This window comes from Rhodococcus sp. 24CO (assembly GCF_050586165.1).
In the GTDB taxonomy this organism is placed as follows: Bacteria; Actinomycetota; Actinomycetes; order Mycobacteriales; family Mycobacteriaceae; genus Rhodococcus_F.
The window spans coordinates 572055-594065 of record NZ_JAZFNF010000001.1; the positions used below are offsets into that span (position 1 = coordinate 572055).

A 22011-nucleotide genomic window follows, 5' to 3' on the forward strand; every position below is an offset into this window, starting at 1 on the left:
ATCATCCCTTCACAGCGGCGAGGGAGCGCTGCGCGGCTTCGACAGTCGCGTCGGCGGTGATGCCGAACTCCCGGTACAAGGTCTTGCAATCGGCGGAAGCGCCGTAATGCTCGAGCGAGACGGCCTGGCCGGTGTCGCCGAGAATGCGCCACCACGGCATTGCGATACCGGCTTCGACGGATACGCGAGCACGCACGGCCGGAGGAATGACCTCGTCGCGGTATGCCTGATCCTGCTCGAGGAACCAATCGAGGCACGGAACCGACACGACGCGCGTTGCGACGCCCTGTGCTTCGAGGGTCTCGCGAGCCTCGGTGGCCAGGTGTAGTTCGGAGCCGGTGGCCAGCAGAATGACCTCGGGAGCACCGTTGGCGGCATCGGCGAGCACGTATGCGCCGCGCTTGACGCCCTCGGCTGCCTTCTCCTTGGTGCCTTCGAGAACCGGGACGTCCTGGCGGGTGAGTGCCAGAGCGGTCGGACCCGTCTTGTGCTCGAGCGCTGCCTGCCAGGCAAACGACGTCTCGTTGGCGTCACCCGGACGGACAACGGACAGGTTCGGGATGGCGCGCAGAGCAGCGAGGTGCTCGACCGGCTGGTGCGTCGGGCCGTCTTCGCCGAGTCCGATGGAGTCGTGGGTCCAGACGTACGTGACCGCGGTCTTCATGAGAGCGGCGAGGCGAACAGCCGGACGCATGTAGTCGGAGAACACCATGAACGTTCCGCCGTACGGGCGGGTCGGGCCGTGCAGCGCGATGCCGTTGAGAATCGAGCCCATCGCGTGCTCACGGATGCCGAAGTGGAGCGTGCGGCCGTAAGGCTTGGCGTTCCAGTCGTTGGTGGAGATGGAGTACGGACCGAAGGAGTCTGCACCCTTGATGGTGGTGTTGTTGCTGCCGGCGAGGTCGGCGGAGCCGCCCCACAGCTCGGGCAGGATCGGGCCCAGCGCGTTGAGCGCCGAACCGGAAGCCTTACGAGTTGCGACACCCTTGGCGTCGGGCTCGTACGTCGGAAGAGCGTCGGCCCAACCGGCGGGGAACTCACCGGCGAACAAGCGGTCGAACAGTTCCTTGCGCTCGGACTCGCGCGACGCCCACGCGTCGAACTCGACCTGCCATGCCTTGCGCGCGTCGGCTCCGCGGGAGACGACCTCACGGGCGTGTGCCAATGCGTCGGCGTCGACGTCGAACGACTTGGCCGGATCGAAGCCGAGAGCTTCCTTGACCGCGGCAACTTCGTCGGCACCGAGAGCGGAGCCGTGAACGTCGCCGGTGTTCATCTTCTTCGGAGCCGGGAAACCGATGATCGTACGAAGAAGAATGATCGACGGGCGATCGACGACGGCCTTGGCCGCAGCGACTGCGTCGAGAATGCCGGAGACGTTCTCGCCACCCTCGACATGCTGAACGTGCCAGCCGTATGCCTCGTAGCGCTTGCCGACGTCTTCGCCGAGAGCGATCGCGGTGTCGTGCTCGATGGAGATCTTGTTGTCGTCGTAGAAGACGATGAGGTTGCCCAGTTCCTGGACACCCGCGAGCGACGACGCCTCGGACGTGACGCCTTCCTCGATGTCACCGTCGGACGCGATCACGTAGATGTGATGGTCGAACGGGGAAGAACCGACCGGGGTTTCCGGATCGAACAATCCACGCTCACGACGAGCAGCCATTGCCATGCCGACTGCGGACGCGAGGCCCTGGCCCAGCGGACCCGTCGTCATCTCGACGCCGTTCGTGTGACCGAACTCCGGGTGACCCGGCGTGAGGGCGCCCCACGTACGGAGAGCTTCGAGGTCTGCCAGCTCGAGGCCGTAACCCGAGAGGTAAAGCTGCGTGTACAGCGTCAGAGACGAGTGGCCGCAGGAGAGGATGAAGCGGTCGCGCCCGACCCATTCCGCATCCGACGGATCGTGACGCATGACACGCTGGAACAAGGTATATGCCAACGGCGCCAAGCTCATTGCGGTTCCGGGGTGGCCGTTGCCGACCTTCTGAACCGCATCGGCGGCGAGCACGCGGGCGGTATCGACAGCCTTCGTGTCCAGGTCGGTCCAGTCCGAGGGGTGGACTGGCTGTGTGAGGACGTGGATCTCGTCTGTGATCGACACTGGCAGATGTCTCCTGACATTGTGTACGTGGATTGCGAGGGAGAGGTGTCCCTCCGCTGCGTCACCCAGCCTAATGGTCCTGGCTGTCCGGGTCGATTCGGTTCCTCGATGGCCGCGGTCTACCATCGTCCGTAGTAGAAAATGCGATAGTCCAGAAAAGTGTCAGCAGTGTGTCGTGAAGAGATAGTGCGGTAACGCGTGGTGCAAGGAGAGAACGTGCGGACAGGGCAACAGCCGAGCGGACATGGCTTCGGCAGCCCCGGAGCAGCCCCGCGGGCGACCAATCAGAACACCGTTCTGGGTCGCGCAATGGGGAAGGTTCTGGCGTACATCGCGCTCACGAAGCCGCGAGTCATCGAATTGCTTCTGGTGGCAACAATTCCGGCGATGCTCATGGCAGATCGCGGAAACGTCGACCTGTGGCTGGTGCTGAGCACCTTGTTCGGTGGATGGATGGGCGCCGCGAGCGCGAACTCCCTCAACTGCGTCGTCGACGCGGATATCGACAAGGTCATGAAGCGCACCGCCAAGCGCCCACTGGCCCGTGAGGCCGTCCCGACGCGCAACGCTCTGGTCTTCGGACTGGTGCTCGGACTGGCGTCGTTCGTGTGGCTGTGGTGGCGCGCCAACCTTCTCGCCGGTGTCCTCGTTGTCATCACCATCGCGTTCTACGTGCTGATCTACACCATGGTGCTCAAGCGTCGTACGTGGCAGAACGTCGTCTGGGGCGGCGCAGCAGGCTGCATGCCCGTCTTGGTCGGTTGGGCCGCCGTCACCGGTTCACTCAGCTGGGAACCGTTTGTTCTGTTCCTGATCATCTTCTTCTGGACGCCGCCCCACACGTGGGCTCTCGCCATGCGTTACAAAGAGGACTACAAGGCTGCCGGCGTCCCGATGCTCCCGGTCATCGCGACCGAAGAGCACGTCACCAAGCAAATCTTGTTCTACAGCTGGGCAATGGTGGTCACCAGCCTGATCCTCGTTCCCGCAGCCGGTCTCGTCTACGCGATCGTTGCTCTGCTGGCCGGCGCCTGGTTCCTGCTCCTCGCGCACCAGCTGTACCGCGGAGTCCGCGGCGGCGCAGAGGTCAAGCCCCTCAAGCTCTTCTTGCAGTCCAACAACTACCTGTCCGTGCTGTTCGTGGGCCTGGCCATCGATTCGGTGCTGGGACTGCAGACGATCAGCGAAATGTTCAGCTGACCGCCTGCAGCCACGAACCTAGGGAATCAGCACTATCGATCCCGTAGTTGCCCGGCCTTCCAGATCACGATGAGCCTGGGCAGCATCTGCCAACGGATACTGCGCACCCACCAGAATCTTCAAGGTGCCCGCCGCGATGGCGTCGAAGACGTCGCCGGCCCGCCACCGCAGTTCCTCCGGCGTGCGAATGTAGTGCGCCAACGTCGGCCGGGTCAGGAACAGTGAACCCGAGCTGTTGAGCCGCTGCGGATCAACCGGCGGCACAGCGCCACTGGCGGCCCCGAACAATGCGACGGTCCCGCGGATTCGTACCGAGGCGAGGCTTGCATCGAAGGTCGTTGCACCCACTCCGTCGTAGGCCACAGCGACACCTTCACCGCCGGTCAGCTCACGTACCCGGGCCGCGATGTCGTCCTCGTACCGCAGGACCTCCGACGCACCGGCCTCTCGCGACAGTTGTTCTTTGGCATCCGACGACACCGTTGTGATGACCTTGGCGCCGAGACTCACTGCCATCTGCGTGAGGATCAATCCGACGCCGCCGGCACCTGCGTGCACGAGCACCGTGTCACCCGGCTGGATCGGATACGTGGACTTGCAGAGGTAATGCGCGGTCATGCCCTGTAGGAGCGCCGACGCGGCAACCGGGGCAGGGACACCATCGGGAACTTTTACTGCAACAGTGGAGGAAACAGCCACCTTTTCGGCATAGCTTGCGGTTGCTGCCGCCCACGCCACCCGCTCACCGACGGCAAATTCCGTTACCTCGGTGCCGATAGCCTCGACGATCCCGGTGCCTTCGTCGCCGGGGATGTAGGGGAGATCGCGTGCATACATGCCCATTCGGAAGTACGTGTCGATGAAGTTGATACCGATGGCTTCGGTGCGGACGAGTAGGTCGTGTGCACCGATCGTGGGTTCGGGTTGTTCGGACAGAGTGAGAACGTCTGGTCCGCCGGTCTCGGAAACATAGATGGCTCGCATCTTGTCTGTTCTACACCCGAGGTCGCGTCGACTCAGGTCATGCCTCATATTGGCCATGCCTCGTGTTGCGGACGAACTACCGACCAGTATTGTCGAGCTATGAGCACCGATACCGAGAAGTCGGACGCCACACCGTCCGCGACCGCGCCGGAACTTCCGAAGTCGACGGTCAAAGCGATCACCAAGTTCGTCGCCGAACACGGCGGCACCGCGAGTGCCGTCATTCAGCCCGTCGGTGTTGTCGGGGTGCGCATCACTCTCGTGGGTGCCGACGGCATTCTCGGTGATCAGGTGGTCAAGGATCTGGCCACGGCAAATGCCGTCGTAGCGTCCTTCGACAACGTCACCGTTGCCGAGTGGGAACGCGAACTGACGAGCATCGTCACGCCGGCCGAGGGCCACTTCAAGAAGATGGCCGGGTGGGTTGCCCACCAGACGCGCTTCCCGAAGGCCCGCAACGGAGCCTGAACAACTGATTGGGGCGAACCCCGGCACCTGGTGCCGGGACTTCGCCGCACTTCGTTTATCTAGTCGGTTTCATCAAGTCGGAAACTGGCAGCTTCGAGCGCAAGCCGCCGCACTTCGACAAGAGCTCGCTCGTAGATCACCGTCCCGATGAGCATGGTCTCGACGGCAGCGGTGCGATCCGGCATGGATCGAGCGTATTGAACTTCGGCTTCGGCAGTTCGCTCGACGAAGTCTGCGGAATTGTCGAAATCCGTTGCCGCTGCGGGGAAGCCGAACCGGCGCAGCGTCGCGATGAGTTCCGCGAGTCGGTACGGCGCCGGAGCGCCATCCTCGATTTTCCAATTCCTTGCCTCGAGCCACGCCTGTACCTCGTCGTACGCGGCGGCGATATCGGTGGACGCGTCATCGGTCGGAAGTTCGTCGAGTCCATGCATCACCGCCCCGAATGCGTCGTGCATCGGGGTTGTTTCGTCTTCCGTCGCGGTCAGCGCCGCTCGAACTTTTGCTATCGACAGGCCGCCGATATCGATCAGAGAACGAATCAGTCGCAGGCGCCTCACGTGGTCCTCGTTGTAGTCGGCCTGGTTGGTGGCTGATTGTTGACCGCTGGTGAGCAGGCCCTCGCGCAAGTAGTACTTGATCGAAGCGATTGATACTCCACTTCGGGCGCTGAGCTCCGAGATCCTCACAGTTTTGCCCTTGACTTCACGTTCGGATAGTAGCACTATCCATTATAGATAGTGTCACTATCTGCACCGAGGCAACATGACACTGCGATGGAAGGATTCGCATGAATCGACATCAAGTTCAGAACGGCCGATACACCGCGGACGTCGACGGCCAGTTTGTGGTTTTCATCATCGGCATGAGGTTCAACAAGCTCTGGAAGATCCACAAGTGGATCGGCGCGTTTGTTGCGATGCCTCGAATGCTTCGAGAACTGCAGCGATCGCCGGACAAAGGGATGCTCGGGGCACGAATGTCCTGGGGAGGGCGCACGATTACCGTGATCCAGTACTGGCGAAGCTTCGACGACCTCGAAGCGTTCGCGAAGAACCCGAACGATCCACATCTGCCGGCCTGGAGGGCATTCAACCGGCGCGTCGGTAAGGGCGGCGATGTGGGCGTCTATCACGAGACATACCGCGTCGGAAGCGGCCAGCACGAATCGGTCTACGTGAACATGCCCGTCATGGGGCTGGCCGAGGCCACTTCCTCCGTGCCGGTGGGGAAGCGGCGCGACACCGCGAGGGAGCGGATGCTCAGCTGACCGACAGGTTGTGTCAGGCCGGTACAGCAGTTGCAGCCGGAACGTCTTGTCTGACCTTTCCTGCCGCCCACACCGCGGCCGTTGCCGCTGTGCACAGACCTGCACCCGCGACATGCAGGATCACGAGAATCTGCGGTACATCGGTGAAGTACTGAACAACGCCGATCAATGCCTGAGCAACAATCAGCACCAGCAGAACATGCAGACGTTTCTTCACTGCGGCTGACGTTCCCACGGCATACAGACCGAAGGTCAGGCCGACGACCAACGCGAGATAGCCGACCAGCAGTTGTGAATGCAGATGGACCAAGGTGACGATCTCGATTTCGAGACGCGGAACCGTCCGGTCGAGGCTCTTGTCGCCGGCGTGTGGGCCGGCTCCCGTCACGAGGGTTCCCGCAACCAGAACACCGGCAAGCGCAACACCACTCAGCGCAGCGAGCCAGCGCAGCGGCTTCGGCATCACGATCAGTGTGGTCGCGTCATCGGGTTCGGCGATCTTCGCGTACATGACGGTTGCGATCCACACCATCAGCATCGACGCAACCAGGTGAATGGCAACCGTCCACCACAGCAACCCTGTGAGCACGGTAATTCCGCCGATAATCGCCTGGATGACAGTGCCGAGCGGAATCATCCACGCGTACACCAGAACCTCGCGGCGACGACGCGCCCGCGTCACTGCCAGGACAATCGCAGCCGCGACAATCACGACCACAAACGTCAGCAGCCGGTTTCCGAACTCCACCACCTGATGGATGATCGCGACCTCACCATGGCCGACCGGAACAAAACTGCCCGGGAAGCACTGCGGCCAGGTCGGGCAACCCAGCCCCGACGCAGTCACACGCACAACCGCACCTGTGACAGCAATACCGCCCTGGGTCAAGATCACGATGAACGCGATGATCTTCTGCGTCTTCAGCGAGGGGAGAGGCAGGCGATCCACCAAGCTCAAAAATCCGGCATACACACGATTCACCACGCCAACGATGGTAGTTCCCCAACAACTACAGCGTGTCGTTGGGTCAGCCCGCTCCGCGTCTGCCCCCTGTCGTCGGGGCAGCCCGCCCTAATGCAGAAGCCCTAATGCAGAAGACTGTCGGCACCCCTCACTACGATTCTCCGAGTGACGCATTACGACGAACTCGACATGTTCGGTGGCCTCGACGCCTCCACCCTCCCGCTCCGCCAGCAGCAGATTCTCGCCACGATTCGGGACTGGGTGACCACAAACGGATCCACGCCGAGCACCCGGCAAATCGGGGACGCGGTAGGTCTGCGGTCGACGTCGTCGGTATCCAAACACCTCAAGAGTCTCGAGGAAAAGGGATTCCTCCGCCGGGGGACGGCCATGGCTCGGCAACTGGACGTCCGGCCCTTCCTGGTCGGAATCAAGGGGGGTTCGTCGAATAACAGTGTCGAGGTGCCAGTGGTTGGCGATATCGCGGCCGGTGCACCGATTCTCGCGGAAGAACACACCGACGAGGTTCTGGAACTCCCGCGCGAACTCGTCGGCTCCGGAACTGTGTTCGGGCTTCGCGTGCGCGGCGAGTCGATGGTGGACGCCGCGATCTGTGACGGCGATGTTGTGGTGGTGCGCCGCCAGGACGAGGCCCATTCCGGCGAGATTGTCGCTGCGATGATCGACGGCGAGGCCACAGTGAAGGTACTGCGGCGCCGTAACGGCCACGTCTACCTCGAGCCTCGCAACTCGGCCTATCACGTCATGGACGGTGACCAGGCAACCATCTTGGGCAAAGTTGTGTCGGTGATGCGGCGGATTTAGAGGGGCTCAGTACGCGCGAATTCGCACAATTCCGGAGATCGTTCCCTGGAAGTACTCGCCGGACGCGGTAATGAGGGCCGACATCTGCAGCGTGTCGTGCACCACGGTGGCGGGCATCGTGGTGGACCCGATCTGGGTTCCGTCCTTCGAGTCGATGACGGCAAAGGAGTAACCGTCGAGTGGCGTCGTATCGGCTGAGCCGTCGCGCGTCACGGTGTAGATGTTGTCGTCAGCAGTGGACAGGTGTGGGACTGCAGAGCTTCGAATCGTGTTGTCCCACACGACATGGCAGCCGACCGGATCGATGTCGACGCGGGTCATTCCGCCGTTGAAGGGCGCGGTGGCGGGAACAGCGGGCCCGGCGCCTTCCGGTGTGGTCGGATACGGATAGCCATAGGTTCCGGCTACGTAGATGGAGTGGCCGATCGCAATGGGGGAGTTCTCACTGCCGCTCGGTGAGCCGTCCTTGCCGGCTGCGGTCAGGACGGGTTGGGAGCACACTTCGCTGCCGGTATCGGATCGATAGACCCGCACGCTGACGGTCGGGTGAGCATTGTCGACGATCGTGACAAAATCACTGCCCGTCGACGGCCCGAAGTACGTGGGTGTGGACCCCGTGCCCCAACTCAATTGGCCGGGGTTCCTCGCTGGGCCGCGGTCGTACGGCTGACGCCAATCGACGGCGATATCGTCGCCCTTGCGGCTCAGTTGGTACAGCGCATGAGTGGTGGCGACAGCCGTTCCCGAGGGCGAGGTGGAAATACTGTTCTGAACCTGTTCACCCTCGGGGAGGTCGATTGTGCGAGCGATCCGATCGGTGCCGACAACGCCGACGGTGCCGTGGCCGGTCGCGAACCAGACATTGCCGGTCCAGTCCGGTGCCAACCCGGTGACATTGTCGTCAGCTGCGACGGCGCCGGAGAGGTCGATCACGTCGGAGAGTTCCAGCCGCCAGGTTCCGTCGGGGTTTTGCGCATGCGCGATGCGAACCAGTTGACGATTGCCGTCGACGGCAACCAGACGGTTCTCGTGATCGAGGTACGCATAGACGCCCCCGAGCAGGCTGCCCTTCGCCAAGGGGAGCTGTGCGACGGATCGGCCGAACGGTGACGCGTCGGCCTTGGGATCGATGAGGTGAATCGTGGGGATCTGGCCGAGCATCGTAGTGCAGAGCGAGACGATCAGGCCGTCGGAACCTTGAAGAATCGTCGGGCACGCGGACATCAGGGGAAACGCGGTGACCTCGTGAGGTTCGATACCCGGCCCTGGGAGAGGAGTGACGTCGGACGAACCGGCGTCGCCGTGCATTGTTGCCGTACCGACCGGACCGAGGTAGGGATTGGCCGGTGCCAGCGGGCCCGCAGTCGGCAACGACGCGGTTGACGGAACGGCAGCCAGTAGCATCAGCGCACTGGTTGCGCCGGCTATCCGGAGTGCTGTCCGTGTGCGGCTCACGTGAATTTGAACCACCGTGCGGCGCAGGCTGCGCCGATCACAGCCCAGACGAGCAGCACGACGATTGAGAACCAGTCCATCGACGACGCGAGCGCGGAATCGAGGGCATGTGCCAAGGCGCCGGAAGGCACCAGGCGCACCAAGGTGTGCAGGGCGTCGGGGATGTCTTCGCTGATCAGTCCGACGCTGCCGATTCCGGCCATCACAAACCACAGGACATTGGCAAGTGCCAGAACGATTTCCGCGCGCAATGTGCCGCCGAGAAGTAGTCCGAGCGCGGTGAAGGTAACCGTTCCCAGAGCGATGACCACAGCGCCGATCGCCAGTTCCGTCGGCGTCGGGCGCCAACCCAGAGCCAGGGAGATCACGCCGAGTAGAACCGATTGCAATGCCACGACGATGATGACGGCCGCGCTCTTGCCGGCAATGATTCCCCACCGCGGAAGTGGTGTAGCGCCAAGACGTTTGAGGGCGCCGTATCGGCGGTCGAAGCCTACTGCGATCGCCTGTCCGGTGAACCCGGTGGACATCACAGCCACCATCATGACGCCGGGCAGTACTTTGCTGACCCGTGAATCACCCAGATCGCCCAGAGGCAGGAGGGACAGTCCGATCAGCAGCGTGATGGGAATCAACATCGTCAGCAGCAACTGCTCACCGTTGCGCAGCAACAACGTCAATTCGAGCTTGGTCTGCGCTGCCATCATCTTCGCCGCAGAGTTGGGGCGAGGATCGGGGGAGAATGTGCCGGGCTCGAAGCGATTGTCAGCCAACCGTCGGTCCCGGGCGCTGTTCGCCGAAGCATTGTTCTGGCTGTTCGACACGGCTTTGTTCACGACCTTGTTTCCCGTCATCCCCGCAGATCACGACCCGTCAATTCGAGGAAGACGTCTTCCAAACTACGTTGATCGACGCGAATGTCATTGATCAGGACATTTTGTTCGGCGCACCACGTTGCCACCGTTGCCACCGTTGCCGGTTCGATCGAGCCTTCGATCAAGTATGTCCCCGGATTGGCTTCGCTCACTCGGAATTCCCCGGCGAGGGACAGAGCAAGTGAATCGACACTCAGTCCGGACATCGTCGTCAACCGCAACTGACCCTCGGCGCCCTTGCTGGTGACTTCGGCGGGAGTGCCCGACGCGACGATGCGGCCGTGGTCGATGATGACCAGTTCGTCAGCCAGTGCTTCGGCCTCGTCCATGAGGTGTGTGGTGAGGAGAATGCTGACACCGTCGCGGCGCAATGCATCGATCAACTCCCACACGAGCAGGCGAGCCTGGGCGTCGAGGCCTGCGGTCGGTTCGTCGAGGAAGACCAGTTCCGGCCGGCTCACCAGTGCACACGCCAACGACAGGCGTTGTTGCTGGCCGCCGGACAGGCGTCGATACGGCGTTCGCCGTGCATCGGTCAAACCGAGCTTGGACAAAAGCCAGGTGGGATCGAGCGGATCAGCGGAGTACGAGGCAACGAGGTCGAGCATTTCGCCGGCTTTGGAACCGGGGTACGCGCCGCCGCCCTGGAGCATGACGCCGATCCGCGAACGAACCTCGCCGGAATCGGCGATCGGGTCCAGTCCGAGTACTCGGACCGTCCCGGAATCGGGGGTGACAAAACCCTCGCACATCTCGACCGTAGTGGTCTTACCAGCACCATTGGGGCCGAGAAGGGCAACGACCTGCGCGGTTTCAACGGTCAGATCGATACCGTCCACGGCCCGAACACCGTCAAACGATTTCACGACGCCTTCGATCCGCACGGCAGGCGTCGACGATCTTGTTGCACTCGAGGTCACGGAGAATCAGCGTAAGCCCCGGCAGAGTTGCCTTCGTCCACTGGTCTGGTTTTCGTGATCTCCGCTACTGGTTTCTCGCCACGCCAGGGCAGGGAATTCCGGGTGAGGTAGATCAACGCGAAAGCGGTGATGATCGTCGCGACGACCGCTTGGACGATCATGAACGGCAGGTATTCGGCACCGTTGGACATGAGCATGACGCTCACGATCGACGTGAACACCACGGCCGGGACGCGGAATATCGGAGCCGTTGCCCAAGCCGCGAGCGGGAGTATGGCCCAGAGCAGGTACCACGGTTGGACAACGGGGAAGAGCAATACGATCGCGCCGAGGGCGATTCCGAGCCCGCCGACGGGGTGGAGGCGTCCCATGTAGACGGAGACCATCATTCTGGCCGTGATCAGCACTGCAACCAGATATGCGATCGGGCGGGTGATGGTGAGAATTGCCGTTGTGTGGTCGCCGAGTCCGAGAAGTACTCCGGCCAATCCGGTGCCAACACCGAGCAGCGTGGGTATCGACATCCAGCTTCGCACGGCTGTCGCGGTGTTGAGCGTGTTGATCCACCCCATGCCCAAGCCGCTGGCGACGCTGATGAAGCCGATCACCACAACGGTCACGCCGGCGAGCAGTAGCGCTGCCGAGAAGAACGATTTCCAGGTTCCGCCCCACCGGCGGGCCAAGGCCACTCCGACAAAACCGAGTGCAAGCAGGGACGGAATCTTGACGGTCGCCGACAATGCGATCAGGCCGGAACCGGCTATCAACAGAGCAAGCGAGCGCCCTCGGATCGGGCCGGCACCTTCGACAGCGCGCAGCGCCACCTCGATTCCGGCGAGCATGAGACCGAGCATCAGGGCCTCGTTGTGAATTCCGGCAACCAGGTGGAACAGCAGCAGGGGATTGGCAGCGCCGAGCCACAGGGAGCTGACCGCGGAGACACCGCAGCGCTTCGCCAACCGGGGAAGTGCCCACACGATCAACGCAACACCGACCAGAACGAGCAGGCGATGAAGGAAGATTCCGGCAACGATGTTGTCGCCGGTCAGCGAGCTGATGCCACGTCCAAGCCACAGGAAGAAGGGCCCGTACGGGGCCGGGGTGTCACGCCAGATCGTCGGAACAGTTCTGGTGAGCACGTGATCGACACCGAGCGCGGCTTTGGGGCCGATGAGATAGGGATCGAGGCCGCGTGCCGCGATCTCACTCTGCGCCAGATACGAATACACATCGCGACTGAACATCGGCGGGGCGACGGTCAGCGGCAGAATCCACAGCAACAGCGTGCGGTCCAGTTGTGATCTGCTCATGCGCCGCGGCGCGCCGGCGCGAGTGCGCAGATCGCCGACGGCAAATCGGCCCATCATGAGCCACGCGAGGACAACCAGAACTGTTCCGGTCATCGTCATCGTCAGCGAGACTGTCGGCATTCGTCCGGGGAGACTCAGCACCCGTAGTCCGGCCGTCGGATTCTGGAGAACGGGCTGCGCGCCCGCACCGAGTGCGCCCACCGCCATCAACACGGTGCCCGTCGCGCCGAAACGCCTGATTCCGCGAAGCTGAGCGGTCTCCTTCTCGTTCAGGCCGGGGCGCTCGTCCTCGTCGCCGTGAAGCGTTGCCATCACGGATTGCCGGGGCTTGGATCCGAACGGCCGGACACCGAGGGTGGAGAGGACAAGTTGTTTCGGCTTGTCCAGCAGGATCGCGCGGGTCGACTGCGCGGTCGTCTTCTGCGTGGAGGTCTGCGGCACCCAGGAAGCCTAGCGGCTCGTACGGAAGGCTCGGACAACTGTGAACAATGCGGGCAGTCCGCCTATTCCCGAATGTAATGCAGGTTGCCCTTAGTAGACCTGCGAAAAGAATTCCGTCACACTTGTGTTGTGAAAAGAAATGCGACACGTACTCAACGCAAGGAAGATGCAGGTCAGTCAACTGCAGCTGCCTCGCAGAGTCCTGTCGTAATGCCGGTAGCGGTGGGCGTCGAAGGCCAGACTCGGGCAGCGGTGGTCAAACTTCTCCTCGAAGAAGGGCCCATTACAGCCTCCGAAATCGGCACGCGACTCGGTTTGAGTGCAGCCGGTGTCAGGCGTCACCTGGACGCGTTGATCGAGTCCGGTGAAGCCCGCGCAGCATCCGCGTCGTCGCTCCGTCAGCGTGGACGCGGGCGTCCGGCCAAACAATTTCAGATCACCGCCACTGGACGTGGGCGTCTCGGTCACGCGTACGACGATCTTGCCGGGGCGGCAATGCGCCAACTACGCGAAATCGGTGGAGACGCCGCTATCGCGGAGTTCGCCAAGCGGCGGGTCCAGTCAATCGTGGGCGATGTCGAACCGGCAGATCCCACCGACTTGGGCGCCGTGGCGGAAACGGCAGATGCCATCGCCGACGCTTTCAGCGCCGTCGGATTTGCCGCGTCGACCAGGCCAGTGGGCAACGGCGTACAGATCTGCCAACACCACTGCCCGGTTTCCCATGTGGCAGAGGAGTTTCCGGAACTGTGCGACGCGGAACAAGAAGCGTTCCGCCAACTGCTCGGCACACACGTTCAGCGTTTGGCCACCATCGCGAACGGTGACTGCGCGTGCACGACACACGTTCCCCTCGTATCGAACGGGAGTAAATGAAACCTCCCGATCCGTTAGTTCCCAAAGTTTTTCGCTAGTTCTTCACAGTCAGAATGCTCCTCGCGTCGAATTCAGCCCTCGTCGCGGCGGAGCAGCCGTCAAGAAACAAGACTCCGGAAGGAGCTCGCATGACCGTCACATCAGACCAGGCGAATACCACTGCAGCTGCAGGCACCGAGCCGCTCTCGCAGGAAGAGGCCATCGCTTCCCTCGGTCACTACGGCTACGGCTGGTCCGATTCCGACGTAGCCGGAGCCAGCGCACAGCGCGGACTCTCCGAGGCTGTCGTGCGGGATATTTCCGCGAAGAAGAGCGAGCCGGAGTGGATGCTCGACATCCGCCTCAAGGCTCTGCGCACCTTCGACAAGAAGCCGATGCCTAACTGGGGCAGCGACCTCGAAGGTATCCACTTCGACAACATCAAGTACTTCGTCCGGTCCAGCGAGAAGCAGGCCGAGTCGTGGGAAGACCTGCCCGAGGACATCAAGAACACGTACGACAAGCTCGGCATCCCCGAGGCGGAAAAGCAGCGCCTCGTTGCCGGTGTTGCCGCTCAGTACGAGTCCGAGGTCGTCTACCACTCGATCCGTGAGGATCTCGAGCAGCAGGGCGTCATCTTCCTCGACACCGATACCGGTCTCAAGACACATCCGGAGCTGTTCAAGGAGTACTTCGGATCGGTCATCCCGGCCGGCGACAACAAGTTCTCCGCACTGAACACCGCTGTGTGGTCCGGTGGCTCGTTCATCTACGTTCCGCCGGGAGTCCACGTGGACATCCCGCTGCAGGCGTACTTCCGCATCAACACCGAGAACATGGGTCAGTTCGAGCGCACCCTGATCATCGTCGACGAAAACGCCTCCGTGCACTACGTCGAAGGTTGCACCGCGCCGATCTACAAGTCCGATTCACTGCACTCGGCAGTTGTCGAGATCATCGTGAAGAAGGGCGGCCACTGCCGCTACACGACCATCCAGAACTGGTCCAACAACGTCTACAACCTGGTCACCAAGCGCACCAAGGTTGAAGCCGGCGGATCCATGGAGTGGATCGACGGCAACATCGGTTCCAAGGTCACCATGAAGTACCCGGCCGTATGGCTGATGGGCGAGTATGCCCGCGGTGAAGTTCTCTCCGTCGCATTCTCGGGCGAGGGACAGCACCAGGACACCGGTGCCAAGATGCTCCACCTGGCTCCGCACACGTCGTCCACCATCATCAGCAAGTCCGTCGCCCGTGGCGGTGGACGCGCGTCGTACCGCGGTCTGGTGCAGGTCAACAAGGGTGCCCATGGCTCCAAGTCGACCGTCAAGTGTGACGCTCTGCTCGTCGACCAGATCAGCCGCAGCGACACCTACCCGTACGTCGACATCCGCGAGGACGACGTCACGATGGGTCACGAGGCCACCGTGTCCAAGGTCAGCGACGATCAGCTGTTCTACCTCATGAGCCGCGGACTGACCGAGGACGAGGCCATGGCCACCATCGTCCGTGGATTCGTCGAGCCCATCGCGAAGGAACTCCCGATGGAGTACGCGCTCGAGCTCAACCGCCTTATCGAACTTCAGATGGAAGGGGCTGTGGGTTAGTGACCACGCCAGAGACCGGTGTCATCGGAGCAGTTGCCGGGGAAAACCCGAGTGCTCCCGTAAAGGGCGCAGCCACAGGCTCGCCCATCACGAACAAGGGTGAGCAGTTCTCCTCGTTCGACGTGAATGCATTCGAGGTTCCCGGCGGACGTGACGAGATCTGGCGGTTCACCCCGCTGCGTCGCCTGCGCGGATTGCACGACGGCAGTGCTGTTGCCAACGCGCAGATCACCGTCGACGTCGAGGCCGGTAGCGATGTCACCGTCGAGACTGTCGGTCGCGACGACGAGCGCCTCGGCAAGGCCGGCGTTCCCGCCGATCGTATTGCAGCGCAGGCATACTCGAGCTTCGAAGCTGCGACGGTCATCTCGGTTGGAGCCGAGGTCGAGGTCGAGAAGCCCGTCGTCGTCACGATGACAGGCGCCGGAGCGGACACAGTGGCCTACGGTCACACCCAGATTCGTCTGGCTCAGTTCGCGAAGGCAACCGTTGTTCTCGATCAGCGCGGCAGCGGAACCTTCGCGGAGAACGTCGAATTCGTTCTCGGCGACAGTGCGCACCTGACCGTCGTCGCAGTTCAGGATTGGGCCGAGGACGCCGTGCACGTCACGTCGCATCACGCTCGTCTCAGCCGCGACGCAGTTCTTCGCCACACGGCGATCAGCCTCGGCGGCGACCTCGTTCGTCTCTCGGCGACGGTGAAGTACGACGGACCAGGCGGCGACGCCGAACTGCTCGGTGTGTACTTCGCTGACGACGGACAGCACTTGGAACAGCGTCTGCTCGTGGATCACAGCCAGCCCAACTGCAAGTCCAACGTGGTCTACAAGGGCGCACTGCAGGGCGATCCGAATTCGAGCAAGCCTGATGCGCACACCGTGTGGATCGGCGACGTTCTGATTCGTGCGGCAGCCGAGGGAACCGACACCTTCGAACTCAACCGCAACCTGGTCCTCACCGATGGTGCACGCGCAGACTCGGTGCCGAACCTCGAGATCGAGACCGGCGAGATCGTCGGAGCCGGACACGCCAGCGCTACGGGACGTTTCGACGACGAGCAGTTGTTCTACCTGCGCGCCCGCGGCATCCCGGAGGATCAGGCACGTCGCCTGGTCGTACGTGGGTTCTTCCACGAGATCATCAACAAGATCGCTGTTCCCGAGGTGCGCGATCGCCTCGAAGCCGCAGTCGAAGCCGAACTCGCAGCAGTCGGCTCCTGACCGCCCTCATACTTCTCATCTTGAAGGAATTTCATGTCTACCAGTGAAAACACCAACTCGGTCCTCGAGGTTCGGGACCTGCACGTCGAGGTTGCCAACAGCGACGCCAACGCCGAGCCCATCCAGATCCTCAATGGCGTCGACCTGACGGTCCGCTCCGGCGAGACACACGCGATCATGGGCCCCAACGGCTCGGGCAAGTCGACGCTGTCGTACGCCATCGCGGGTCACCCCAAGTACCAGGTCACTTCCGGTTCCATCACCCTCAACGGTGAAGACGTCCTCGCGATGAGCGTCGACGAGCGCGCTCGCGCCGGCTTGTTCCTGGCGATGCAGTACCCCGTCGAGGTTCCCGGTGTCTCCATGTCCAACTTCCTGCGCACCGCCGCTACCGCAGTGCGCGGCGAGGCCCCCAAGCTTCGCCACTGGGTCAAGGAAGTCAAGGAAGCACTCAACGAGCTCGAGATCGATCCCGCGTTCATCGAGCGTTCCGTGAACGAAGGTTTCTCCGGTGGCGAGAAGAAGCGCCACGAGATCCTTCAGCTGGGCATGCTCAAGCCGAAGATCGCGATCCTCGACGAGACCGACTCCGGTCTCGACGTCGACGCGCTGCGCACTGTCTCCGAGGGCGTCAACCGCTACAAGGAGCGCGAGAACGGCGGCGTTCTGCTGATCACGCACTACACGCGCATCCTGCGCTACATCGCTCCCGACTTCGTGCACGTCTTTGTCGGCGGCCGCATCGTCGAGTCCGGTGGACCGGAATTGGCCGATGAGCTCGAGACCAACGGCTACGTTCGTTTCACAGCGGACGCTTCAGCAACCCAGGGAGCATAAGCGCGATGACCACCTCGGTGCGCGAGCTCGACGTCACCAGGATCCGGAAAGATTTCCCGATCCTGGGACGTACGGTGCGCGACGGAAAACCCTTGGTGTACTTGGATTCCGGTGCGACGTCGCAACGGCCACTCCAGGTGCTCGACGCCGAGCGGGAATTTCTCACCACGTGCAACGCAGCGGTTCACCGGGGTGCTCATCAGCTGGCCGAAGAGGCTACCGACGCCTACGAGGACGCGCGATCTCTGATCGCGGAGTTCGTCGGGGCGGACTCCGACGAACTCGTCTTCACCAAGAACGCCACCGAAGCTCTGAACCTGGTGACGTACGTTCTCGGTGACGACCGCTTCGATCGGCACGTCGGTCCTGGCGACGAGATCGTCATCACCGAACTCGAGCATCACGCCAATCTTGTTCCGTGGCAGGAACTTGCGCGGCGTACCGGCGCTACCCTGAAGTGGTACGCCGTCACGGACGACGGCCGGATCGACCTCGATTCGCTCGAATTGACCGATGCCGTCAAGGTTGTCGCCTTCACGCATCAGTCCAACGTGACAGGCGCGATCGCTCCCGTCGAGGAATTGGTTCGTCGGGCCCGCGCGGTCGGCGCCCTCGTGGTTCTCGATGCATGCCAGTCGGTTCCGCACATGGCAGTGGACTTCCATGCGCTCGATGTCGACTACGCAGCCTTCTCGGGACATAAGATGCTCGGCCCCACCGGCATCGGTGTTCTGTACGGCAAGGCTGCGTTGCTTGCCGCGATGCCTCCGTTCATCACGGGTGGATCGATGATCGAAACCGTCACGATGGAAGCCAGCACGTATGCGCCTGCGCCGCAGCGGTTCGAGGCAGGCACGCAGATGGTCTCGCAGGTAGTCGGTCTCGGTGCTGCAGTGCGCTACCTGAACGATTTCGGGATGGACGCCATTGCCGCACACGAGCATGCGCTGATCGAAGCCGCGCTCGAGAAGCTCTCGGCAATCGACGGCCTACGCATCGTGGGTCCGCAGACCGCCGAAAACCGCGGCGGCGCAATCTCGTTTGTCGTCGACGGCATCCATGCCCACGATCTCGGTCAGGTTCTCGACGACGAGGGTGTAGCCATCCGCGTCGGACACCACTGCGCTTGGCCATTGCACCGCCGCCTCGGGGTCGCGGCTACGGCCCGTGCGTCGTTTGCCCTGTACAACACCGCTGAGGAAATCGACGTGCTGGTTGCTGCGATCAAGCGTGCCCAGGAATTTTTTGGTGTCGCAGGGGAGTTGAACTGAATCATGCGTATGGAGCAGATGTATCAGGAAGTGATCCTCGATCACTACAAACATCCGCACGGCCGCGGCCTGCGTGAGCCGTTCGGCGCCGAGGTTCATCACGTCAACCCGACCTGTGGCGACGAAGTAACACTGCGCGTGCACATCGCGGACGACGACACCGTCGCTGACGTGTCGTACGACGGCCAGGGTTGCTCGATCAGCCAGGCGTCGACGTCGGTGCTCAACGATCTTGTCATCGGCATGAAGGTCACGGATGCGCTCGAGACCGTGGCCGCTTTCAACGAGATGGTCAGCAGTCGCGGCAAGATCGAGGGCGACGAAGACGTTCTCGGTGACGGCATTGCCTTTGTGGGAGTTTCGAAGTACCCGGCACGCGTGAAGTGCGCGTTGCTCGGATGGATGGCGTTCAAGGATGCAGTTGTCCAGATTGTTGACGGCGGTACCGTTTCTGCCACCACAGGCGGCGGTGCCGTGAACGCTCGAGGCAACAGCAGTGATTTGGTCGACACGACTAGAGGACAGGGATAATGACCGAGACACAAGCAACACAGGAGTCCGAGGCCACCGCTCCGGTGAACCCCAATCCCGATTCCACTGCGGAATTCGGTGGCGCGCAGGGTTCCGGAACATTGCCCGCACCGGAACGACTCGACGAACTCGAAGAAGCCATGCGCGACGTCGTCGACCCTGAATTGGGAATCAATGTCGTAGACCTCGGTCTTGTGTACGGGATCTTCGAGGACGACGGCGTTGTCACGATCGACATGACGCTGACGTCGGCGGCGTGCCCGCTGACCGATGTGATCGAGGATCAGGCTCGCGGCGCGTTGGTTCGCAGCGATCTGTGTACCGACATGAAGATCAACTGGGTGTGGCTGCCGCCGTGGGGCCCGGACAAGATCACCGAAGACGGACGCGAACAGCTTCGAGCTTTGGGTTTCACCGTCTGAATCACTGAGACTTTTTCCCGTCCAACGCCGGTACCTGATCAAGGTGCCGGCGTTAGGCGTTATGTCCGGTAACGGAGTTATATGTTCGCGCGATAGTTACCAGCGAAGGCATTTTGCCGTTTTCGTACCGAACGTCCCAAGGGAGATCCGCGTGAAAGGCAGCTCCGATAGACACCGTGCTCTCGGAACCTCGCGCGATCGTCGGTCATCTCGTCAGGGTCAACTCACCGTGCTTTCGCCGCAGCAGCAGGAACTTCTCGAGGCGCAGCATTCTCGACCCGACGTGCCACTGACTGTCAGCCACTACGTGGACATCGTGGGAAAACTGGACGTCGACACCCTGAACGCTGCAAGTTCACTCGCAAGCCGTGAATTCGGATGCCGATCACTGCTGCGGACGCAAGATGTTGTCATGAGTCACGGTGGCAACCGGGGCGCGCATTCGTTCGACGTTGTCGACCTTCGGTCAGAGCCCGATCCGCGCACAGCGGCCCGAAACTGGATGCAGCGCGAATCTGCTCGTTCGATGGACCCGTCGACCGATCAACTCACACGGTGGGCCGTTCTGGTCGTCGGCGACGAGCACTGGTTCTGGTATGCCCGAGTGCATCGAATCGCTCTCGATGTTGCGGGCGGGCGGTCGATGATGATTCGGGCGGCGGAGATCTACACCGATGCCGTGCGGAACAGGGTTCAGGATTCGCCACATTCGCCTCGCACGGCGGTCGACACCGAGGTCGGCTACCGTGTGTCGAAACGCTGGATCCAGGATCAGAAGTATTGGGACGCAACGCTTGCCGGCGCACCGACCCGAACGTCGCTGGCGGCTGAAACCGCGACGGTTGTGGCGTTGCCCCGCGTCCGAAGCGGAACTGTGCCGCGACATGTCATCAACTCTCTCGAAGGCATCGCCGAAGCGGAGAGCGTGAGCCTGTCCACGGTGCTCATCGCGACGTTTGCCTTGTATCTCGGCCGCACGACGGGTTCTGGCGATGTAGTTCTTCGAATTCCGACGCCGGCGCCGACGTCGTCGACTGCGCGGGTGGCCGGTGCAAGCGCGTCGAATATCGTGCCGTTGCGCGTCATGCTCGATCCGCACTGCCGAGTGGGTGAATTGGTGCGGGCAGTCAAGGTCGAATTGGTGGGTGCGATTCGCCATCGCCGCTACCGCGACCAGCAACCGCATCGCGCACCGGTTCTGGCGTTGAATCTGTTTCCAACTGGAATCACTCTGGGTGACGCGCGGGGTGTGCTGCATCTCGAGTCAGCGGGCCCCGTCGAAGATCTGGAGGTCGCGCTCTACTCGCACTCCGAAACGAGCGGCATTCAGGTCGATTTTGCAGCGCATCCTGATTTGTATTCCGAGGAAATCCTCACCGAGCACCATCGCAGTTTTTGTGAACTACTCGCATTGATCGGTTCCAGTGACGCGGCGACCCTCGTGGCGGATGTCGATCCGCGGGCTGACAAGAGTCGGGATTCAGTCGGGTTGCAGGCCCGTAACTTGGAGTATTGGCGTGCGGCGCTGTCGACACCCGCGCCGAGCTTGGGATTGCTTCCTGCGCTCGCGGGTGAGCGTTCCTCTGCGCCGGTCGTCATTTCCCCACAGCTGTATCGAGGGCTCGAATCGCTGGCAGCATCGATGTGCACCAGCATGTTCGTGTTGTATCACGCGGCCGTCGCGGGATTGCTGCGTCGGCGAGGTTCAGCCTCGGAGGTCTCGATCGGGGTCCCGCTCCGAGGGTATGGTGCGCCGCACCCGGACAACTTTGCCTCGATGTACGCCCATCACGTCGTACTTCGTTTGACCATCGACACCGCGGAGAGTTTGACCCGGTTGATCGAGCGGACCGATGATGCTGTTGTCGATGCGCTGATCCACGCGGATATCCGGTTGTCCTCGGTGGCGGCTGCGCTGGGCGAGCGTCGTTCACTCGACTACGGGCCGCTGTTCAGGACACTGGTATTTGCGCAAACACCGATGGACACCCATCCACGGTTCCGGGCCGTGATGGGCGGGGCGCCAGTCGGATTCGAACTTGCCGACATGCCGGAACTGTTCATCTCGCTGCCGAGTCAGACGGATAGTTCCCGAGCTGTCGGCTACGTGAACTGCATTGCTCCGCCGAAAGAGACCCGTGATCTTGCATTCCGGTTTCAGCGGATACTTCGCGCCATGGCCGACGATTCTCGCCTGACACTCGAGGCAGTGGATCTGACGTACAAGAACCTGTGACGTTTGGTGTCTCATGGTGAGGTATCTGACCCGCCAGTTTGTTTACCGTGGGACTTTTCGCCATTATATGCAGGACGATAGTCCTGCTTTGCCGCATTTGTGATCCGCTCTCGTATATCTGTGTGGTAACGCCGCGGCGGATTGTCACGATGAGATCTCAAGTGGGCAATTTGTCAGCTTTTGGCATTTGCTCCTTTCTTGGCTCGGCTTGTT

General features: G+C 62.2%; 20 protein-coding genes. 12 read left to right on the top strand and 8 right to left on the bottom strand.

Annotated features, from left to right (window positions below; translation table 11 throughout):
- Position 1 precedes the first annotated feature (1 nt).
- Positions 2 to 2104, bottom strand: coding sequence for a transketolase (gene tkt, locus V2B23_RS02775; RefSeq protein ID WP_430948908.1), 2103 nt, complete (start codon positions 2102 to 2104; stop codon positions 2 to 4).
- A gap of 216 nt (positions 2105 to 2320) precedes the next feature.
- On the opposite strand from tkt, the gene V2B23_RS02780 reads away from it, so the two are divergent.
- Positions 2321 to 3304 carry a heme o synthase gene (locus V2B23_RS02780; protein ID WP_430948909.1) on the top strand — a complete coding sequence of 328 codons (984 nt, stop codon included), beginning with the start codon at positions 2321 to 2323 and terminating at the stop codon, positions 3302 to 3304.
- A gap of 18 nt (positions 3305 to 3322) precedes the next feature.
- Here V2B23_RS02780 and V2B23_RS02785 read toward each other — a convergent pair whose 3' ends face one another.
- Positions 3323 to 4288: a quinone oxidoreductase family protein gene (locus V2B23_RS02785; protein WP_430948910.1), complete on the bottom strand. Its 966-nt coding sequence runs from the start codon at positions 4286 to 4288 to the stop codon at positions 3323 to 3325.
- A 99-nt stretch (positions 4289 to 4387) separates the two neighbouring features.
- Between V2B23_RS02785 and V2B23_RS02790 the strand changes: the two genes are divergently transcribed.
- Complete coding sequence (locus V2B23_RS02790) at positions 4388 to 4756, top strand: hypothetical protein (RefSeq protein ID WP_430948911.1); 369 nt, start codon at positions 4388 to 4390, stop codon at positions 4754 to 4756.
- A 59-nt stretch (positions 4757 to 4815) separates the two neighbouring features.
- Here V2B23_RS02790 and V2B23_RS02795 read toward each other — a convergent pair whose 3' ends face one another.
- The gene (locus V2B23_RS02795) at positions 4816 to 5445 is read right to left on the bottom strand and encodes a MerR family transcriptional regulator (protein WP_430948912.1); all 630 of its coding nucleotides are present in this window, start codon (positions 5443 to 5445) and stop codon (positions 4816 to 4818) included.
- A 101-nt stretch (positions 5446 to 5546) separates the two neighbouring features.
- On the opposite strand from V2B23_RS02795, the gene V2B23_RS02800 reads away from it, so the two are divergent.
- On the top strand, positions 5547 to 6026 hold the full coding sequence (locus V2B23_RS02800) for a DUF4188 domain-containing protein (protein ID WP_430948913.1): 480 nt from the start codon (positions 5547 to 5549) through the stop codon (positions 6024 to 6026).
- 13 nt (positions 6027 to 6039) lie between these two features.
- Here V2B23_RS02800 and V2B23_RS02805 read toward each other — a convergent pair whose 3' ends face one another.
- Complete coding sequence (locus tag V2B23_RS02805) at positions 6040 to 7011, bottom strand: COX15/CtaA family protein (protein ID WP_430948914.1); 972 nt, start codon at positions 7009 to 7011, stop codon at positions 6040 to 6042.
- A gap of 144 nt (positions 7012 to 7155) precedes the next feature.
- On the opposite strand from V2B23_RS02805, the gene lexA reads away from it, so the two are divergent.
- Positions 7156 to 7815, top strand: a complete 660-nt coding sequence (lexA, locus tag V2B23_RS02810) for a transcriptional repressor LexA (protein WP_430948915.1) — start codon at positions 7156 to 7158, stop codon at positions 7813 to 7815.
- A 6-nt stretch (positions 7816 to 7821) separates the two neighbouring features.
- Here lexA and V2B23_RS02815 read toward each other — a convergent pair whose 3' ends face one another.
- Genes V2B23_RS02815 through mptB form a run of 4 tightly spaced genes read right to left on the bottom strand, consistent with a single transcriptional unit; the run spans position 7822 to position 12816 of the window.
- Entirely contained in the window at positions 7822 to 9219 is a 1398-nt protein-coding gene (locus V2B23_RS02815) for a hypothetical protein (RefSeq protein ID WP_430949170.1), read from the bottom strand.
- A 47-nt stretch (positions 9220 to 9266) separates the two neighbouring features.
- Complete coding sequence (locus V2B23_RS02820) at positions 9267 to 10124, bottom strand: ABC transporter permease (RefSeq protein WP_430948916.1); 858 nt, start codon at positions 10122 to 10124, stop codon at positions 9267 to 9269.
- A complete protein-coding gene (locus V2B23_RS02825; protein WP_430948917.1) occupies positions 10121 to 11065 on the bottom strand; it encodes an ABC transporter ATP-binding protein in 945 nt (314 codons plus the stop codon). Before V2B23_RS02825 ends, V2B23_RS02820 begins: the two co-directional genes overlap by 4 nt.
- Complete coding sequence (gene mptB / locus V2B23_RS02830) at positions 11062 to 12816, bottom strand: polyprenol phosphomannose-dependent alpha 1,6 mannosyltransferase MptB (RefSeq protein ID WP_430948918.1); 1755 nt, start codon at positions 12814 to 12816, stop codon at positions 11062 to 11064. The genes V2B23_RS02825 and mptB overlap by 4 nt, the downstream gene beginning before the upstream one ends.
- A gap of 210 nt (positions 12817 to 13026) precedes the next feature.
- Between mptB and V2B23_RS02835 the strand changes: the two genes are divergently transcribed.
- From V2B23_RS02835 to V2B23_RS02870, 8 genes are all read left to right on the top strand, one after another.
- Entirely contained in the window at positions 13027 to 13692 is a 666-nt protein-coding gene (locus V2B23_RS02835) for a helix-turn-helix transcriptional regulator (RefSeq protein ID WP_430949171.1), read from the top strand.
- A gap of 128 nt (positions 13693 to 13820) precedes the next feature.
- On the top strand, positions 13821 to 15281 hold the full coding sequence (gene sufB, locus V2B23_RS02840; RefSeq protein ID WP_430948919.1) for a Fe-S cluster assembly protein SufB: 1461 nt from the start codon (positions 13821 to 13823) through the stop codon (positions 15279 to 15281).
- Positions 15281 to 16501 (top strand): Fe-S cluster assembly protein SufD, encoded by a 1221-nt coding sequence (gene sufD, locus V2B23_RS02845; RefSeq protein ID WP_430948920.1) that lies wholly within the window; start codon positions 15281 to 15283, stop codon positions 16499 to 16501. The genes sufB and sufD overlap by 1 nt, the downstream gene beginning before the upstream one ends.
- 33 nt (positions 16502 to 16534) lie before the next feature.
- Complete coding sequence (sufC, locus tag V2B23_RS02850; RefSeq protein ID WP_430948921.1) at positions 16535 to 17338, top strand: Fe-S cluster assembly ATPase SufC; 804 nt, start codon at positions 16535 to 16537, stop codon at positions 17336 to 17338.
- A gap of 5 nt (positions 17339 to 17343) precedes the next feature.
- Positions 17344 to 18609, top strand: a complete 1266-nt coding sequence (locus V2B23_RS02855; RefSeq protein WP_430948922.1) for a cysteine desulfurase — start codon at positions 17344 to 17346, stop codon at positions 18607 to 18609.
- Positions 18610 to 18612: 3 nt separating this feature from the next.
- On the top strand, positions 18613 to 19140 hold the full coding sequence (gene sufU, locus V2B23_RS02860) for a Fe-S cluster assembly sulfur transfer protein SufU (protein ID WP_430948923.1): 528 nt from the start codon (positions 18613 to 18615) through the stop codon (positions 19138 to 19140).
- A complete protein-coding gene (locus V2B23_RS02865; RefSeq protein ID WP_430948924.1) occupies positions 19140 to 19562 on the top strand; it encodes a metal-sulfur cluster assembly factor in 423 nt (140 codons plus the stop codon). The genes sufU and V2B23_RS02865 overlap by 1 nt, the downstream gene beginning before the upstream one ends.
- Before the next feature lie 229 nt (positions 19563 to 19791).
- Positions 19792 to 21798 (top strand): condensation domain-containing protein, encoded by a 2007-nt coding sequence (locus V2B23_RS02870; RefSeq protein WP_430948925.1) that lies wholly within the window; start codon positions 19792 to 19794, stop codon positions 21796 to 21798.
- Positions 21799 to 22011 lie beyond the last annotated feature (213 nt).

Coding starts and splice junctions, on each gene's coding strand:
- V2B23_RS02835 (WP_430949171.1), top strand. CDS start 13,027: ATGCCGGTAGCGGTGGGCGTCGAAGGCCAGACTCGGGCAGCGGTGGTC.
- sufC (WP_430948921.1), top strand. CDS start 16,535: ATGTCTACCAGTGAAAACACCAACTCGGTCCTCGAGGTTCGGGACCTG.
- sufU (WP_430948923.1), top strand. CDS start 18,613: ATGCGTATGGAGCAGATGTATCAGGAAGTGATCCTCGATCACTACAAA.
- V2B23_RS02820 (WP_430948916.1), bottom strand. CDS start 10,124: ATGACGGGAAACAAGGTCGTGAACAAAGCCGTGTCGAACAGCCAGAAC.
- V2B23_RS02855 (WP_430948922.1), top strand. CDS start 17,344: ATGACCACCTCGGTGCGCGAGCTCGACGTCACCAGGATCCGGAAAGAT.
- V2B23_RS02790 (WP_430948911.1), top strand. CDS start 4,388: ATGAGCACCGATACCGAGAAGTCGGACGCCACACCGTCCGCGACCGCG.
- V2B23_RS02865 (WP_430948924.1), top strand. CDS start 19,140: ATGACCGAGACACAAGCAACACAGGAGTCCGAGGCCACCGCTCCGGTG.
- sufB (WP_430948919.1), top strand. CDS start 13,821: ATGACCGTCACATCAGACCAGGCGAATACCACTGCAGCTGCAGGCACC.
- V2B23_RS02785 (WP_430948910.1), bottom strand. CDS start 4,288: ATGCGAGCCATCTATGTTTCCGAGACCGGCGGACCAGACGTTCTCACT.
- V2B23_RS02815 (WP_430949170.1), bottom strand. CDS start 9,219: ATGCTACTGGCTGCCGTTCCGTCAACCGCGTCGTTGCCGACTGCGGGC.
- V2B23_RS02800 (WP_430948913.1), top strand. CDS start 5,547: ATGAATCGACATCAAGTTCAGAACGGCCGATACACCGCGGACGTCGAC.